Raw genomic sequence first — 13,410 nt, forward strand, 5'->3', positions numbered from 1 at the left:
AAAAACATGAGTTTTTAAAAAATATCCACAGGATCCATATTCACGCTACAAGGGATATTGGGGGCGGTTTTTAAAAACGCATGCACGCTTTTGATTAGGCTTAAAGGGTTTTTGGAACGCAACAAAATAAGGTAGCGATAAGAAGAGGCGATTTTTTCAATGGGGGCTTTGAAATTAGAGAGCGTTACGCCCTTTTCTAAACACGAAGAAAGGGTTTGGGAGGCTTTTAGGCTCAATTGTTGGGCTTTTTCTTCGTTTTTATGCTTAAACTCTAACAAACACAGCCTTGAAAAAGGCGGATAGAGTTCGCACCTTTCTTGCAATTCGTATTGTAAAAAATCTTCATAATCTTCTAAGAAATTTTCTAATAGATCCGTTTCGGTGCTTTGAATGAACACTTGGCCAGAAATTTGCCTACCACTCCTCCCAGCGATTTGATAAAGTAACGACACGCCTTCTTCTAAAGCCCTGTAACTATTAGATTTAATGATATTGTCTATGCCTAAAACAACCGCTAAACTCACTTTAGCGTAATCATGCCCCTTGCTTATCATTTGAGTGCCGATTAAGATATTGGTTTTTTGAGCGTTGAAATCGTTTAAAATATTGTGGAGTTTTTTTTGCGTGCTGGTGTGATCTTTATCTAAGATCGCTATTTTAGCCCCCTCTAAAAGGCTCTCTAATTCCTTTAATACTTGCATGGTGCCTATCCTTTTACCCACTAAAACTTCGCTTTGGCATGCGCTGCAAATTTTAGGGATAGGGCTTGAAAAATGGCAATAATGGCACATGAGTTTGTTGGTTTTTAAATGCAAACTCATATTCACGCTGCAAAAAGGGCATTGAACGCTTTTATAGCAATTTTGGCACAGCAAGGTTTTAAAATTAGCCCTTGTAGGCACAAAAATAATGGCTTGCTCGTTTTTGTCTATCACTTGTTGCAGTGCTTCTAGGAGTTTGGGCGTGATAAAACGCTCGGTTTTTTCAAAAATAATGTTTTTTTGCGTGGGGGTGTAGCGCCCCTTTAAGCGCACTAAAGCCTTATCTTTAAAGCGTTTATAACTACTCAAACTTGGCGTAGCAGAGCCTAAGATCACTTGAATAGGGAATTTATGGGATAAATACAAGCATAAATCCCTAGCGTTATACATAGGGCTTTGATGGGATTTATAAGAAAAGTCATGCTCTTCATCTACAACGATTAAACCCAACTCCTTAAGGGGTAAAAACAACGCGCTTCGTGTACCTACCACTAATTTGATTTCTTGCGAATAAAGCTTTTCTAAAAATTGTTTTTTTTGGGTTTGAGAGAGTTTGCTATGCCACAAGCCTAAATTTTCTTTAAAGACCCTTTTAAGGCGTTGTTGCATTTGAGGGGTGAGAGCGATTTCTGGCACTAACAATAAAGCGCTTTTTTTTTGCTCTAAAGTTTGAGCGATTGCATGCATATAAATTTCGGTTTTCCCGCTGCCCGTATCGCCAAAGAGCAAGCTTGCTGGATGTTTTTGCAATTCTTTTAAAGCGTTGGTTTGCGTTTGGCTTAATATATTAAGAACAGGCTCAATTTTTTCTAACCCCACTAAATCGCATTCTTTAAAAGGGGCAAAAAGGCTTAAGACTGAAGAAAGATTGGCCGAGTAATATTGAGCGATAAAAATAGCGAGCTCCATTTGAAAAGGGAGTAAAAAATAAGGGGTTTTTTCCAATTCTAGGCATTCAAAAGAGGGTTTTGAAACTTCTTCAAGAACGACGCCCAAAAGCGTTTTATTCCTTAAATGGATATTGACTAACGCCCCTTTAAGGTGTCGCTCTTTAGAAAAGTAAGTTAAAGGGGGGGTTTTATTTTTTAAGGGAGCGATTAAGTGATAGAACATGATGAGATTTTTTCTAAAAGCTTTTTGAGTTCATTGTGCAAATACTCGTTTTGACAACTTTCATGCAAATAATCCTTTAAAAGCTCTAAAGCGTTTAATTCTTGGTTATGGAAACGCTCCTTTAGGGTGCGTTTCATCTCATCGCTAAAGGTGTTATTGAGAGAGATTTTATAGCGTTTGCCTGAATAAGTGATTTCTAAGCTATCGTTTTCTAAAGACATGTTTTTAATGGTTTATGACAATAAATCAGAGATTTTGTCATAAAGACCTTGAATGCCCTTATCTTTAGCGCTCAATTCATCGTATAAAATAGCGATTTGAATGTCTTTTTCTTCATTTTGCGCATTCAAGGTGGTGTTTGCTTGGCGTAAAGCGTTCAACTCTTCTTCTTGTTTTTGGATTTTTTCAATCAATTCATCAATTTTAGCGCCCAACTGGTTTAACAAACTTAAAGATTGCATCATAAGCCTTTCATGGTTTTTAAAAGTTATTATATCAAAGCTATTAAATTATCGCAAAATACCCCTATCCCCTTAAGGTAATGGCTTTTACTATAAAATAAAGTAACTAAAACCCCATGTTTTAAACCATTCTTATGGCGGTATTTGGTATTTTTGATTACCATAAAGCAACAAGACAGAAAGCTTGACATGGGAGTGGTGAATGCAAAAAAGTATATTAAAAATGACTCTGTTGTTGGTTTTCCTCTTTTTAAGAAACGCTGTTGGTTTAGAGGATAAAAAAGCCGATCCTAAAAGCGTTCAAAATACGCCCAAAAATTTACCCCCTATCCAATTAAGACTCAATGAAGTCCATGAAGAACTTATAGAAATGTTAGAAAATATGGGGAAAGGCACGCAGTATGAGTTCCCCAAAATCAAAGAAATCCTGGAGCAAAGCGAAGAAGAATGGCTCAAAGTCGCCCATGAAGAATGCGTGGCGTTAGTCATGCTAATAAGCCCTAAGGCTTCTATTGAAAACAGCCCGATTTATAAGAATTGCTATGAAGCTTATGTGAAGCAAAGAATCCATGATTTATATGATTTTTATATAGAAAGCAAAAAGGTGAAAAGAAAAATCAAAAAAGCCCATAAGCAAGAGACCGCTATTAATCAATCCCAGCCTTTAAAAAAAGAACCGCCTAAAAGCGAGAATAAAAAGAGCTTAGTAAAACCTAGCTTAAAAGATGCGAGTGTCCCTAAAGGGTATTACTTGCAAATTGGAGCTTTTTTGAACGCGCCCAGTAAGGATTTTTTGCAAACGCTCAAAACTTTCCCTTACCAAATAAAGAAAAAAGACTCCCTCACGCATTATTTGATTGGCCCTTATAAAACGAAAGAAGAAGCCCTAAAACAGCTTGAAAATGCGGCTAAAAGTTTTAAAAATAAGCCTGTGTTGGTGGAAAAGTAATCGTTTTAACTATCCTTATTTGAAAATAAATTTATAGTTTTATTGGATTTGATAAAGCCACATGGCTATTAGCGCGACAAACAAACTCGCACCCAAAAACGCATAGCCTATCATTTTATAAAGGGGGATAAAATTTTTTTGAATTTCTTCTTCTGCGATAATGATTTTAGAAACCCCTAAGCGGTTAGTTGGGGCGCTGTCTGTGAGATAAAAGCCCTGTTTTTTAAGCGCGAAATAAGGGGTTTTGATCAAGGCGTCATTTTTAAAAGAGGCCACAAACGCCCCGATATTAGAAAACTTGACTTTGTTATCCGCATCTAATAAGACAAAGGGGGTGTTTTTGAATCGTTCTTCTAAGATTTTTAAAGGCTCTAAAGAAGAGGCATTATTTAATTCTAAAAGGCTTTTAGCGATCGCATCAGCGGTGTATTGCATGCGTATTTGGGTGTTTTCTAAAAGGTTATTTTTCGCATAAAAGAAAAATAACGCTAACAAAACCCCCACTAAAAGCAAGGTAGAAAGAGTATAAACGATTAAAAAACGCTTTTTAAAAGAATAGGGCATGACAAACCTTTTTGTTGGTAGCGGGTTGGATAACACAGCTTTTTATAATTGGATTAAAAACGCTAGCCTCCTTTTTCTACCATACTTATTTAATTTTATGGTAAATTTTTGAAAAATTGTTATAATTCCTACACTTTTATTGGTAAATTTAATGGAGAAAGGAGTTTGGAATATGCTTGACATATGGATAGATATGATAATTTGTATTTTTTATTTGCTCTTTTTTACGACTCCTTACATTGTAGGCGATATTTTGCAATTGAAATTTATCCGTCAAAAGCTCTGCGAGAAGCCTGTTTTACTCCCACAAAAGGATTATGAAGAAGCGGGAAATTATGCCATTAGGAAAATGCAATTATCCATTATTTCTCAAATTTTAGACGGGATAATCTTTGCTGGTTGGGTCTTTTTTGGTTTGACGCATTTAGAAGATTTGATGCATGATTTAAACCTTTCTGAAACGCTAGGTTACTTGGTGTTTGCCTTGTTGTTTTTAGCGATTCAAAGCGTTTTATCCTTACCCATTAGCTACTACACCACCATGCATTTGGATAAGGAATTTGGCTTTTCTAAAGTGAGCTTGTCGTTGTTTTTTAAGGATTTTTTCAAAGGGTTATCGCTCACTTTAAGCGTGGGGTTGTTGTTGATTTACACCCTTATTATGATTATTGAGCATGTGGAACATTGGGAGATTAGCTCGTTTTTTGTCGTGTTTGTTTTTATGATACTGGCTAATCTTTTTTACCCTAAAATCGCCCAGCTTTTCAACCAATTCACCCCCTTGAATAACCGGGATTTGGAAAGTCAAATTGAGAGCATGATGGATAAGGTGGGTTTTAAATCCGAAGGTATCTTTGTGATGGACGCTAGCAAGAGGGATGGGCGTTTGAACGCGTATTTTGGGGGATTGGGTAAAAACAAGCGGGTGGTGTTGTTTGACACTTTGATCTCTAAAGTTGGGACAGAAGGGCTTTTAGCCATTTTAGGGCATGAATTAGGGCATTTTAAAAATAAGGATTTGTTGAAAAGTTTAGGGATTATGGGAGGCTTGCTCGCTCTTGTTTTTGCTTTGATCGCTCATTTGCCACCGTTGGTTTTTGAAGGCTTTAACGTTTCACAAACGCCAGCGAGTTTGATTGCGATTTTACTCTTGTTTTTGCCGGTATTTTCTTTTTACGCTATGCCTTTGATCGGGTTTTTTAGCCGAAAGAATGAATACAATGCGGACAAATTTGGGGCGAGTTTAAGCTCTAAAGAGGTTTTAGCCAAAGCGTTAGTGTCTATTGTGAGCGAAAATAAAGCGTTCCCCCATTCGCACCCTTTTTATGTTTTCTTGCATTTCACGCACCCACCCCTATTAGAGCGCTTGAAAGCTTTGGATTATGAAATTGAATGACTCTTTCACAAGCCCTAAACAAAGCCAAAAAAGAATTATCGCAAAAAGGTTTTAGGGGGGGATTAGAGTCTGAAATTTTATTAGGCTTTGTCTTGCAAAAAGAAAGGGTTTTTTTGCACACGCATGCTTATTTAGAATTAAACCACGAAGAAGAGGCACGCTTTTTTGAACTGGTAGAAAAGCGTTTGAATGACTGCCCCATAGAATATTTATTGGAAAGCTGTGATTTTTATGGGCGCTCTTTTTTCGTGAATGAGCATGTTTTAATCCCACGGCCTGAAACGGAGATTTTAGTCAAAAAAGCCCTTGATATTATTTCTCAATACCATTTAAAAGAAATAGGCGAAATAGGCATAGGGAGTGCTTGCGTGTCTGTTAGTTTGGCTTTAGAAAACCCAAAAATTTCCATTCATGCGAGCGATATTTCATTAAAAGCTTTAGAAGTGGCGTCCAAAAATATTGAACGCTTTAATTTAAAAGAGCGTGTTTTCTTAAAAAAAACGCGCCTTTGGGATCGCATGCCAACGATACAAATGCTTGTCTCTAACCCGCCCTATATCGCTAAAAGTTATCCTTTGGAAAAATCCGTCCTCAAAGAACCGCACGAAGCCCTTTTTGGGGGGGTTAAAGGCGATGAAATCTTAAAAGAAATCGTTTTTTTAGCCGCTGGATTAAAAATCCCTTTTTTGGTTTGTGAAATGGGGTATGACCAGTTAAAAAGCTTGAAAGAATGCTTGGAATTTTGCGGTTATGATGCAGAGTTTTACAAGGATTTGAGCGGCTTTGATAGAGGGTTTGTGGGCGTTTTAAAAAGTTTTTAAGATAAGGTTAAAACTTAATTACCCTTTTAGTGTTACAATAAAAACACTTAAAACAATAAAGGAATGCCGCCCATGTATGTTGAAAAAATCCTCCAATCTTTACAGAAAAAATACCCTTATCAAAAAGAGTTCCATCAAGCCGTTTATGAAGCTATCACTTCGTTAAAACCCCTTTTAGACAGCGATAAAAGCTATGAAAAGCATGCGATTTTAGAGCGTTTGATTGAGCCTGAAAGGGAGATTTTTTTTAGAGTGTGTTGGCTAGATGATAACCATCAAATCCAAGTCAATCGGGGGTGTAGGGTTGAATTCAATTCGGCTATTGGCCCTTATAAGGGGGGTTTGAGATTCCACCCTAGCGTGAATGAAAGCGTGATCAAGTTTTTAGGCTTTGAGCAAGTGTTGAAAAATTCGCTCACCACTTTGGCTATGGGGGGTGCTAAGGGGGGGAGCGATTTTGACCCTAAAGGGAAGAGCGAGCATGAAATCATGCGTTTTTGCCAGGCGTTCATGAACGAATTATACCGCCACATTGGAGCCACGACTGATGTGCCAGCTGGGGATATTGGAGTGGGCGAAAGAGAGATTGGCTATCTGTTTGGGCAATACAAAAAATTAGTCAATCGTTTTGAGGGCGTATTGACCGGTAAAGGACTCACTTATGGGGGGAGCTTGTGCAGAAAAGAAGCCACCGGCTATGGGTGCGTGTATTTTGCTGAAGAAATGTTGCAAGAAAGGAACAGCTCTTTAGAGGGCAAGGTTTGCAGCGTTTCTGGGAGCGGTAATGTCGCTATTTATACCATTGAAAAATTGCTTCAAATAGGAGCCAAACCGGTAACGGCAAGCGATTCTAATGGCATGATTTATGATAAAGACGGCATTGATTTAGAGCTTTTGAAAGAGATTAAAGAAGCGCGTCGTGGGAGGATCAAGGAATACGTTTTAGAAAAAAAGAGCGCGAAATACACCCCAACAGAAAATTACCCCAAAGGGGGGAATGCAGTGTGGCATGTGCCTTGTTTTGCGGCTTTTCCTAGTGCGACTGAGAATGAATTGAGCGTTTTAGACGCTAAAACCCTCCTTTCTAATGGGTGTAAATGCGTGGCTGAAGGAGCGAACATGCCCTCAAGCAATGAAGCGATTGAATTGTTTTTGCAGGCTAAGATTTCTTATGGTATAGGCAAGGCGGCTAATGCTGGAGGGGTGAGCGTGAGCGGCTTGGAAATGGCGCAAAATGCGAGCATGCACCCTTGGAGTTTTGAAGTGGTGGATGCGAAATTGCACCACATCATGAAAGAGATTTATAAGAATGTTTCTCAAACCGCTAAAGAGTTTAAAGATCCTACTAATTTCGTTTTAGGGGCTAATATCGCTGGTTTTAGAAAAGTGGCGTCTGCGATGATAGCGCAAGGGGTTTGATTACCCCCAATTTTACAAACCCATTTTTTTAATCAACTTTCTCGCAGCGCGCAACAAAGGTAAGGATTTTTGATAGGCTTTGCGATAGATTTTAAAAGTGGTGTTCTGGGATAGTTCCAAAAGAGGGGTAGCCTTTGATAAGAGGCGTTCATGTTCCCTTCTCAAATCATCATAATTAACCCTCAAATCATCATAATTAACCCTCAAATTATCAATGGAAACTAACGGCTCATTCAAATCACGATGCAAAGCAGAATAAGAAGAGCCATCGCAATGATAAATCGTATCGTTCTCTAAAATCGTTTTAAAAAAATCCAAGATCTTTTCAAAACTCAAATTTTGGTAAAAACTAGCTTTCCCATCAATGGTGTTTAAAGGGTTTTCATAGAGCATGTCTAAATAAGCGTTTTGGTGCGCGTGCAAGTATTTGATATAATCTATCGCTTCATCAAAATTGTTGAAATCATGGACATTCACAAAACTTTTAGGGTTAAAATCTTTCGCCACGCTGGGACTCCCCCAATAAATAGGGATAGTATGGCTAAAATACGCATCAAGGATTTTTTCGGTTACATAGCCATAGCCTTGTGAATTTTCAAAACAGAGGTTGAACTTGTATTGGCTTAAAAATTCGTTTTTGTTTTTGACGTTATAGCCTAAAGTGTTTTTCACGCTCCCTCCCCCAGTAACTGGATCAATAGAATTTAAAGCGTCATAGAAAGCGTTCCTAACAGGAGCGTTAGCGTTGCTCGCCACAAAACTGGCAAACCCTCTTTTCAAAGGATCGCTCTTATTATGGATTAGCGCGCATAAATGTGGGTGGTTTTCTTTAAAATTATGGGAGGGTTTTTTTAAAGTATAGAGGCTGTCAGCTTTGAGTTTATAGGGTGAAGTGGTGTCATTAACAATCTCGGCTTTATAATGCAAATTGGCATGATACAAAGGCATTCTCAAATAACGATCTCTAAAGTCCAATTCATCAAAGCCTATGGCGTAATCAAAGAGGTTGAAATTAGGGACTTCGTTTTCACCGGTGTAAAACACTCGTTTAGCGTTTTGGTAGGATAGGATTTTTCTGGCCGATCCAATAGGACTGCCAAAGACGATGTCCGCAGGTTTATCAGGGTTTCGGTGTAAAGTGATTTTATAGCGTTGGCTTAGGATAAAATAAAGAACGCTCTTTTTAAATTCTTTAGCGCCTCCCCACCAATTCGCCACAGCGATTTTTAGGGGGGGGGGGGTAACTCAGAGGTATTTTTTTAATTGGAGTGCTTTCTATAAAGGCGTCTAGTAAGGGTTGGAACATTTTTATCTTTTAAACTAATTTAGGCAAACTCAAATGGCGTTTGAAATACGCCAAGATCACAAGGATAAAAGGTATCGCTACCAAAAAGTATAAAAAAGTAGGGATCGGCAAGGGATCGCCTGCGGCATAGCTGTGCAAGCCAGAAAGGTAGTAATTCACGCCAAAATAAGTCATTAAAACCGAATAAAACCCTAGCACGCTGCTGCTCGCTAAAATAAAGGGCCAATTTTGAGAGCCTAAAAAACGCAAATGCAAGATTAAAGCATAGACGCAAATAGAAATCAACGCCCAAGTTTCTTTAGGGTCCCACCCCCAATAGCGCCCCCAAGATTCATTCGCCCACACCCCGCCTAAGAAATTCCCGGCTGTGAGCATGAACAGGCCTAAAATCATGCTCATTTCATTGATAGCGCTAATGGAGAGAATGGTTTTGTCTAAATTGAAACGCCCTTGTTTGCGCAAAATAAACAAAACCAAACTTAAAATCCCTAGCACAAAACACAAGCCCAAAAAGCCATAACTGGCGGTGATGACAGAGACATGGATATTGAGCCAATAGGATTTTAACACCGGCACTAAATGGCCGATTTGAGGGTCCATAAAGCCTAAATGAGCCACGAAGAGCGCGATACCGGCTAAAAAGCTAGAAGCCGATAGCGCGAGTTTGGATCGTAAAATAAACCCTGCGATAACAGAAGCCCATGCGATATAAAGCATGGACTCATAAGCGTTACTCCAAGGCGAATGCCCGCTCACATACCAGCGCAAGATTAGCCCCATAGAATGAGCGATCGCGCAAAGCAAGATAGCCATATAAAGGGTTTTAGTGAGCCAAATATTAGGGGGGGTGTTTTTAACCAAAGAGCTGATCACAACGATAAAAAGCAATAGCCCAAGAAAGATATAAGGCAAGGTCAGGCTGTTAAAAAAATTGGTGTGGTTTAAAAAAATTTCAGAATCCACTTTTGAAGAGGGTAAATAGAGGTTTTTGGCATGCTCTTTTTGGTAAATGCTTAAATCTTTTAGGGTTTTTTCCACTTTATCCCATTGATTGGTTTTCAAAGCGTCATCAAACCCGCTAAAAATATTTTTTAAAAACTCCGTTGCCACGCTTGAAATTTCTTTATTGGGGCTGTTGATCGCTTCAATGGGCGAGAGCCAAGCGGTGGTTTTATCGCTAGGGAAAATGCGTAAAAATTGAGCACTAAAAAGCGTATAAACTAAGTTGATGCGTTCATCCACTTTTAACACATCTTTATCCAACTCGTTGCGCGCGTTAGGGGATTTTTGATTGACTTCTTCAACCAGATTTTTTAATTTATACCCACGGCTATCAAACGCATCTCTAAAAGCGATACGGCTTTCATCTAAAGGCGTGCCGATAAGCTTTCTTAAGGCTTTATTAGAAGTGTGAATCATCTTAATACTGCGCCAATCATTGGGGAAAAACATGATCCCTAAAAGCACTTGCATAGCGTTTAACCCTTGAAAATCATCTTTCCTTAAAATCTTATGGATATATTCAATGCTAATAGTATCAAGAGGTTTGATACGCCCGTCAAAATCCTGGACTTGAAGCCTTTGAAAGGCTTTTAAGTGATCTTTAGAATATTCTCTTAAATGCTTCAAACGCTCTAAAATCGCGCTTTTAGAATCCTCTTTATTAGCAGAATTTTCTACGCTTTGTCGTTCTATTTGAGCGCTTTTGCCCCCATGCATGTCAATTGGAGTCTCAGTGGCGAACGAAGAAGTAAAAGGGCTGATTAAAATTAAAGCGAGCAAGAAACTAGCGGCTTGTTGGGATTTTAAAAAGCGTGAAAGCTTTAAAAAACGCCCGTTCTTATCCAAAAGCAACCACAAAGCCCCCAAAATAAGCATCGCATACCCTAAATAAGTGGGGATTTTACCCGGATCTTTATTGACAGAAAGGATCGTGCCTTTTTCATCCATGTCATAAGAAGATTGGAAAAAGCGATAACCTTCATAATCTAAAACATGGTTCATAAAAATCCTATAAGGTTTGATTAAAGTGTTATCCAATTTCAAAACTTCCACTTCTGAAGCGTAAGATGAAGGGCTCATAGAGCCGGCGTAACGCTCTAATTCAAAACGCTTCAGTTTGATTTGGAAAGGCAATTCAATATAAGCCGATCCAAAACTTAAAGAGAGCTTGTCGTCTTTAAACACCTCGCTTTCTTCTATGCCTTCATTCCTGTTGGTTTTGATGAGGTTGAATTTGTGGCTCACGCCGTTATAAGTCGCTTTCAACACTAAAATAGTAGCGTCATCTTTTTTAATGGCGTTTTGCTTGTAAATCTCTAAGGGTTCTAAAATCAAAGGCTTGTGATTTAAAGTGGCATGAATGGGTCTTAATCGTTTGGAATGATAAAAGGTTAAAGGCGTTTTTAAAGAAAGTTTGGTGGTGTCATTAAGAGTGATATTAAGGTAAGTGTCCGCGCTTTCAAAAGAGCTTTGCGCGCTATTTTCTCGCACATGCATAAGCCCTTCTACGCCAAAAAAGCGCGTGATGGCTGCCCCCAAAATGATTAAAATCAAGGAGCTGTGGAAAAAAAGGCTGGCGTATCTTTTTCGCTCCAAAGCTTTAGATTTAATGAATGTGCCTATTAAAACCACCAACAAATACGCATGCAAGAAATTAAACCAAGGGGTGTTATACACAATCGCCTTACTCGCGCTCGTGCCGTAATCGTTTTCTATAAAAGTGGCTATCGCGCACGCTAAGGCATAGAGTGCGATTAAAGGGATAGCGACCCAAAAAGAAGCCAGCAAAAAAGAAAGCAGGCTTTTGAGATTCTTCATTAGACTTTCCTAGTTGGACTTGCTTTTAGAAAGGTTGGTTTTATACTTGATGTAAGCCTTTAATTTTTTAGTGAGATCCCCATCGTTTTTCGTGTCTTGATACTTCCCATCGCCGATAAATTCTAACACGGCTAAAAATTGCGTAGAGGGCATATAGCCGGGCAATTCATAGATGGTTTTGCCGGTTTTATCGGATAAAACAATCGTAGGGGTGGATTGGACGGCATAAATTTGTTCTAATTCTTCGGTAGACATTTTGATTTCTTTTTCATCATTTTTATCCTTATCGCCGACTTTAAAATTATGCTCTTTAGAATAGCTGATATTGACATAGTAAGCGCTAAAATGCTCTTTAATGTAGTCGCGCAATTCTTTGACATTCTTGAGATCTTTTTTAAACCTTTCGCAATAGGAGCAACCATTACGGCCAAAAACTAAAAGCATGTATTTGTTATTAGGGCTAATGGATTTATTGTCTAAAAAAACATCTTCTAAACCGGCGTAACTCTTTTTGTCTATGTTGTCTCGCTCATCGTTCAATTCTTTGGAGCTTTGAGAGCCAGAGCTTAAAAGATTTTCGTCTAATTTGTCTTTATTATTGGATTTGCAAGCGCTTAAAAACAGCGAAATCAATAGTAACACGCTTAAAAATTTCTTAGAAACATAAGAAAGTGAAAACATGGAATAACCTTTATTTTTTAATAGATTTGAAAACTCGGTATTTTACTATAATAATCGTTTTTTATGCAAATTTCACTCACTTTTAAGGTTTTTTACTAATCCAATGATAAATTTTGCAAACTCTATGGAATCGTTTAAGCATGGGCAAACCAAATATTCTTTAACCGCTAAGCGCTCTGCCATCAAGCGGTATTGCATGTCTAATTCATAGAGCGTTTCAGAATTGTCAATCGTGAAAGCCAAAGGATAAATGACAATATGAGATTTGCGGTGCTTTTCTATCAATTCTTCAGTGCTTGGCTCTAGCCATTTCATAGGCCCTAGCTTGGATTGGTAAGAGAGTAAAACTTCTTTAAAAGGGATATTTTTTTGTTGTATCAATTCTTTTAGCAAACTCACATGGTGTTCGCATTCTTGCTGGTAAGTATCGCCGGCATCAACAATGCTTTTAGGCAAGCCATGGACGGAAAAGATTAAGACAAAATCCTGGCTTTTGCGGTTGTTTAGGGCGCTTAAAATCGTGTTCAAAATGATTTCATTAAGCTTTTTGTCAGCATAAAAGCGTTCTATCACTCGCACTTTGGGGCGGAAAGTTTCTAAGGATTTTAGGGCGTTAAAAGCGTCATTGAAGCTAGAAAGGGTGGTCGTGCTAGAATATTGCGGATACATGGAAAAAAATACCAGGCTTTCTATTTCTTTTAAGGCTAAATCTTGCAAAACCATAGACGCATAAGGGGGGGTATAACGCATCGCATAAGTGTAAAAACGAGAAGGATCCAATTCGTTCAAACGCTCTGTAAGGGCGAATGTGATAGGCGTTAAAGGGGATTTGCCTCCTAATTTTTCATAGATTTTTTTGGATTTTTCTATGCGGCTATTGACGATCATTTTACCCACCATTTTACGCATGAAATTATTTTTAATGGTAAGGATAAAGGGGTCATCAAACATGTTTTTTAAAAACACCCCCACTTCATAAAGGCTGTTAGGCCCTCCCATATTCAAAAGAACAACCGCTTCTTTGGGGGATTTTGTGGCGTTATTTTCTAAATTATTAAGCTTTTCATTGATCAAATTCATTAGCACATGCTAAAATAAAACGATTAATAAAAAATAAAT

General features: G+C 38.3%; 12 protein-coding genes. 4 read left to right on the forward strand and 8 right to left on the reverse strand.

Features of this window, described 5'->3' with window-relative positions; genetic code table 11:
• Window positions 1–14 precede the first annotated feature (14 nt).
• From J5F42_RS06250 to zapB, 3 genes are read right to left on the reverse strand one after another with little or no spacing between them, the layout of a single operon-like run.
• Window positions 15–1,874, reverse strand: coding sequence for a primosomal protein N' (locus J5F42_RS06250; RefSeq protein ID WP_283491246.1), 1,860 nt, complete (start codon window positions 1,872–1,874; stop codon window positions 15–17).
• Window positions 1,859–2,095, reverse strand: a complete 237-nt coding sequence (locus J5F42_RS06255) for a hypothetical protein (protein ID WP_000051174.1) — start codon at window positions 2,093–2,095, stop codon at window positions 1,859–1,861. The genes J5F42_RS06250 and J5F42_RS06255 overlap by 16 nt, the downstream gene beginning before the upstream one ends.
• 12 nt (window positions 2,096–2,107) lie before the next feature.
• Window positions 2,108–2,335: a cell division protein ZapB gene (gene zapB / locus J5F42_RS06260; protein ID WP_001191194.1), complete on the reverse strand. Its 228-nt coding sequence runs from the start codon at window positions 2,333–2,335 to the stop codon at window positions 2,108–2,110.
• A gap of 202 nt (window positions 2,336–2,537) precedes the next feature.
• Here zapB and J5F42_RS06265 point away from each other — a divergent pair, with 202 nt between their 5' ends.
• Window positions 2,538–3,284, forward strand: a complete 747-nt coding sequence (locus J5F42_RS06265; RefSeq protein WP_283491247.1) for an SPOR domain-containing protein — start codon at window positions 2,538–2,540, stop codon at window positions 3,282–3,284.
• A gap of 39 nt (window positions 3,285–3,323) precedes the next feature.
• Here J5F42_RS06265 and J5F42_RS06270 read toward each other — a convergent pair whose 3' ends face one another.
• Window positions 3,324–3,848 carry a hypothetical protein gene (locus tag J5F42_RS06270; protein ID WP_115018773.1) on the reverse strand — a complete coding sequence of 175 codons (525 nt, stop codon included), beginning with the start codon at window positions 3,846–3,848 and terminating at the stop codon, window positions 3,324–3,326.
• A 172-nt stretch (window positions 3,849–4,020) separates the two neighbouring features.
• Between J5F42_RS06270 and J5F42_RS06275 the strand changes: the two genes are divergently transcribed.
• The 3 genes from J5F42_RS06275 to gdhA all read left to right on the forward strand — a co-directional run bounded on the left by J5F42_RS06275 (window position 4,021) and on the right by gdhA (window position 7,484).
• A complete protein-coding gene (locus tag J5F42_RS06275; RefSeq protein ID WP_283491248.1) occupies window positions 4,021–5,244 on the forward strand; it encodes a M48 family metallopeptidase in 1,224 nt (407 codons plus the stop codon).
• Window positions 5,241–6,065, forward strand: coding sequence for a peptide chain release factor N(5)-glutamine methyltransferase (locus J5F42_RS06280; RefSeq protein ID WP_097699397.1), 825 nt, complete (start codon window positions 5,241–5,243; stop codon window positions 6,063–6,065). Before J5F42_RS06275 ends, J5F42_RS06280 begins: the two co-directional genes overlap by 4 nt.
• A gap of 72 nt (window positions 6,066–6,137) precedes the next feature.
• Complete coding sequence (gene gdhA, locus J5F42_RS06285) at window positions 6,138–7,484, forward strand: NADP-specific glutamate dehydrogenase (RefSeq protein WP_097699396.1); 1,347 nt, start codon at window positions 6,138–6,140, stop codon at window positions 7,482–7,484.
• Between the two features lie 12 nt (window positions 7,485–7,496).
• On the opposite strand, the gene J5F42_RS06290 is transcribed toward gdhA, so the two are convergent.
• The 4 genes from J5F42_RS06290 to hemH all read right to left on the reverse strand — a co-directional run bounded on the left by J5F42_RS06290 (window position 7,497) and on the right by hemH (window position 13,371).
• Window positions 7,497–8,702 (reverse strand): glycosyltransferase family 10 domain-containing protein, encoded by a 1,206-nt coding sequence (locus J5F42_RS06290; RefSeq protein ID WP_283491249.1) that lies wholly within the window; start codon window positions 8,700–8,702, stop codon window positions 7,497–7,499.
• A 97-nt stretch (window positions 8,703–8,799) separates the two neighbouring features.
• Window positions 8,800–11,610 carry a cytochrome c biogenesis protein CcsA gene (gene ccsA / locus J5F42_RS06295; RefSeq protein WP_283491250.1) on the reverse strand — a complete coding sequence of 937 codons (2,811 nt, stop codon included), beginning with the start codon at window positions 11,608–11,610 and terminating at the stop codon, window positions 8,800–8,802.
• A 9-nt stretch (window positions 11,611–11,619) separates the two neighbouring features.
• Window positions 11,620–12,291 carry a SoxW family protein gene (locus tag J5F42_RS06300; RefSeq protein ID WP_283491251.1) on the reverse strand — a complete coding sequence of 224 codons (672 nt, stop codon included), beginning with the start codon at window positions 12,289–12,291 and terminating at the stop codon, window positions 11,620–11,622.
• A gap of 72 nt (window positions 12,292–12,363) precedes the next feature.
• Window positions 12,364–13,371, reverse strand: coding sequence for a ferrochelatase (gene hemH, locus J5F42_RS06305; protein WP_097699609.1), 1,008 nt, complete (start codon window positions 13,369–13,371; stop codon window positions 12,364–12,366).
• Between the last annotated feature and the right edge of the window lie 39 nt (window positions 13,372–13,410).

The organism is Helicobacter pylori, from assembly GCF_030062585.1.
Lineage (GTDB): Bacteria > Campylobacterota > Campylobacteria > Campylobacterales > Helicobacteraceae > Helicobacter > Helicobacter pylori_CN.

Excerpts from the sequence above, each read along its gene's own strand:
- J5F42_RS06250 (WP_283491246.1), bottom strand. The coding sequence starts at position 1,874 with ATGTTCTATCACTTAATCGCTCCCTTAAAAAATAAAACCCCCCCTTTA.
- J5F42_RS06255 (WP_000051174.1), bottom strand. The coding sequence starts at position 2,095 with ATGTCTTTAGAAAACGATAGCTTAGAAATCACTTATTCAGGCAAACGC.
- zapB (WP_001191194.1), bottom strand. The coding sequence starts at position 2,335 with ATGCAATCTTTAAGTTTGTTAAACCAGTTGGGCGCTAAAATTGATGAA.
- J5F42_RS06265 (WP_283491247.1), top strand. The coding sequence starts at position 2,538 with ATGCAAAAAAGTATATTAAAAATGACTCTGTTGTTGGTTTTCCTCTTT.
- J5F42_RS06270 (WP_115018773.1), bottom strand. The coding sequence starts at position 3,848 with ATGCCCTATTCTTTTAAAAAGCGTTTTTTAATCGTTTATACTCTTTCT.
- J5F42_RS06275 (WP_283491248.1), top strand. The coding sequence starts at position 4,021 with ATGCTTGACATATGGATAGATATGATAATTTGTATTTTTTATTTGCTC.
- J5F42_RS06280 (WP_097699397.1), top strand. The coding sequence starts at position 5,241 with ATGACTCTTTCACAAGCCCTAAACAAAGCCAAAAAAGAATTATCGCAA.
- gdhA (WP_097699396.1), top strand. The coding sequence starts at position 6,138 with ATGTATGTTGAAAAAATCCTCCAATCTTTACAGAAAAAATACCCTTAT.
- ccsA (WP_283491250.1), bottom strand. The coding sequence starts at position 11,610 with ATGAAGAATCTCAAAAGCCTGCTTTCTTTTTTGCTGGCTTCTTTTTGG.
- J5F42_RS06300 (WP_283491251.1), bottom strand. The coding sequence starts at position 12,291 with ATGTTTTCACTTTCTTATGTTTCTAAGAAATTTTTAAGCGTGTTACTA.
- hemH (WP_097699609.1), bottom strand. The coding sequence starts at position 13,371 with ATGAATTTGATCAATGAAAAGCTTAATAATTTAGAAAATAACGCCACA.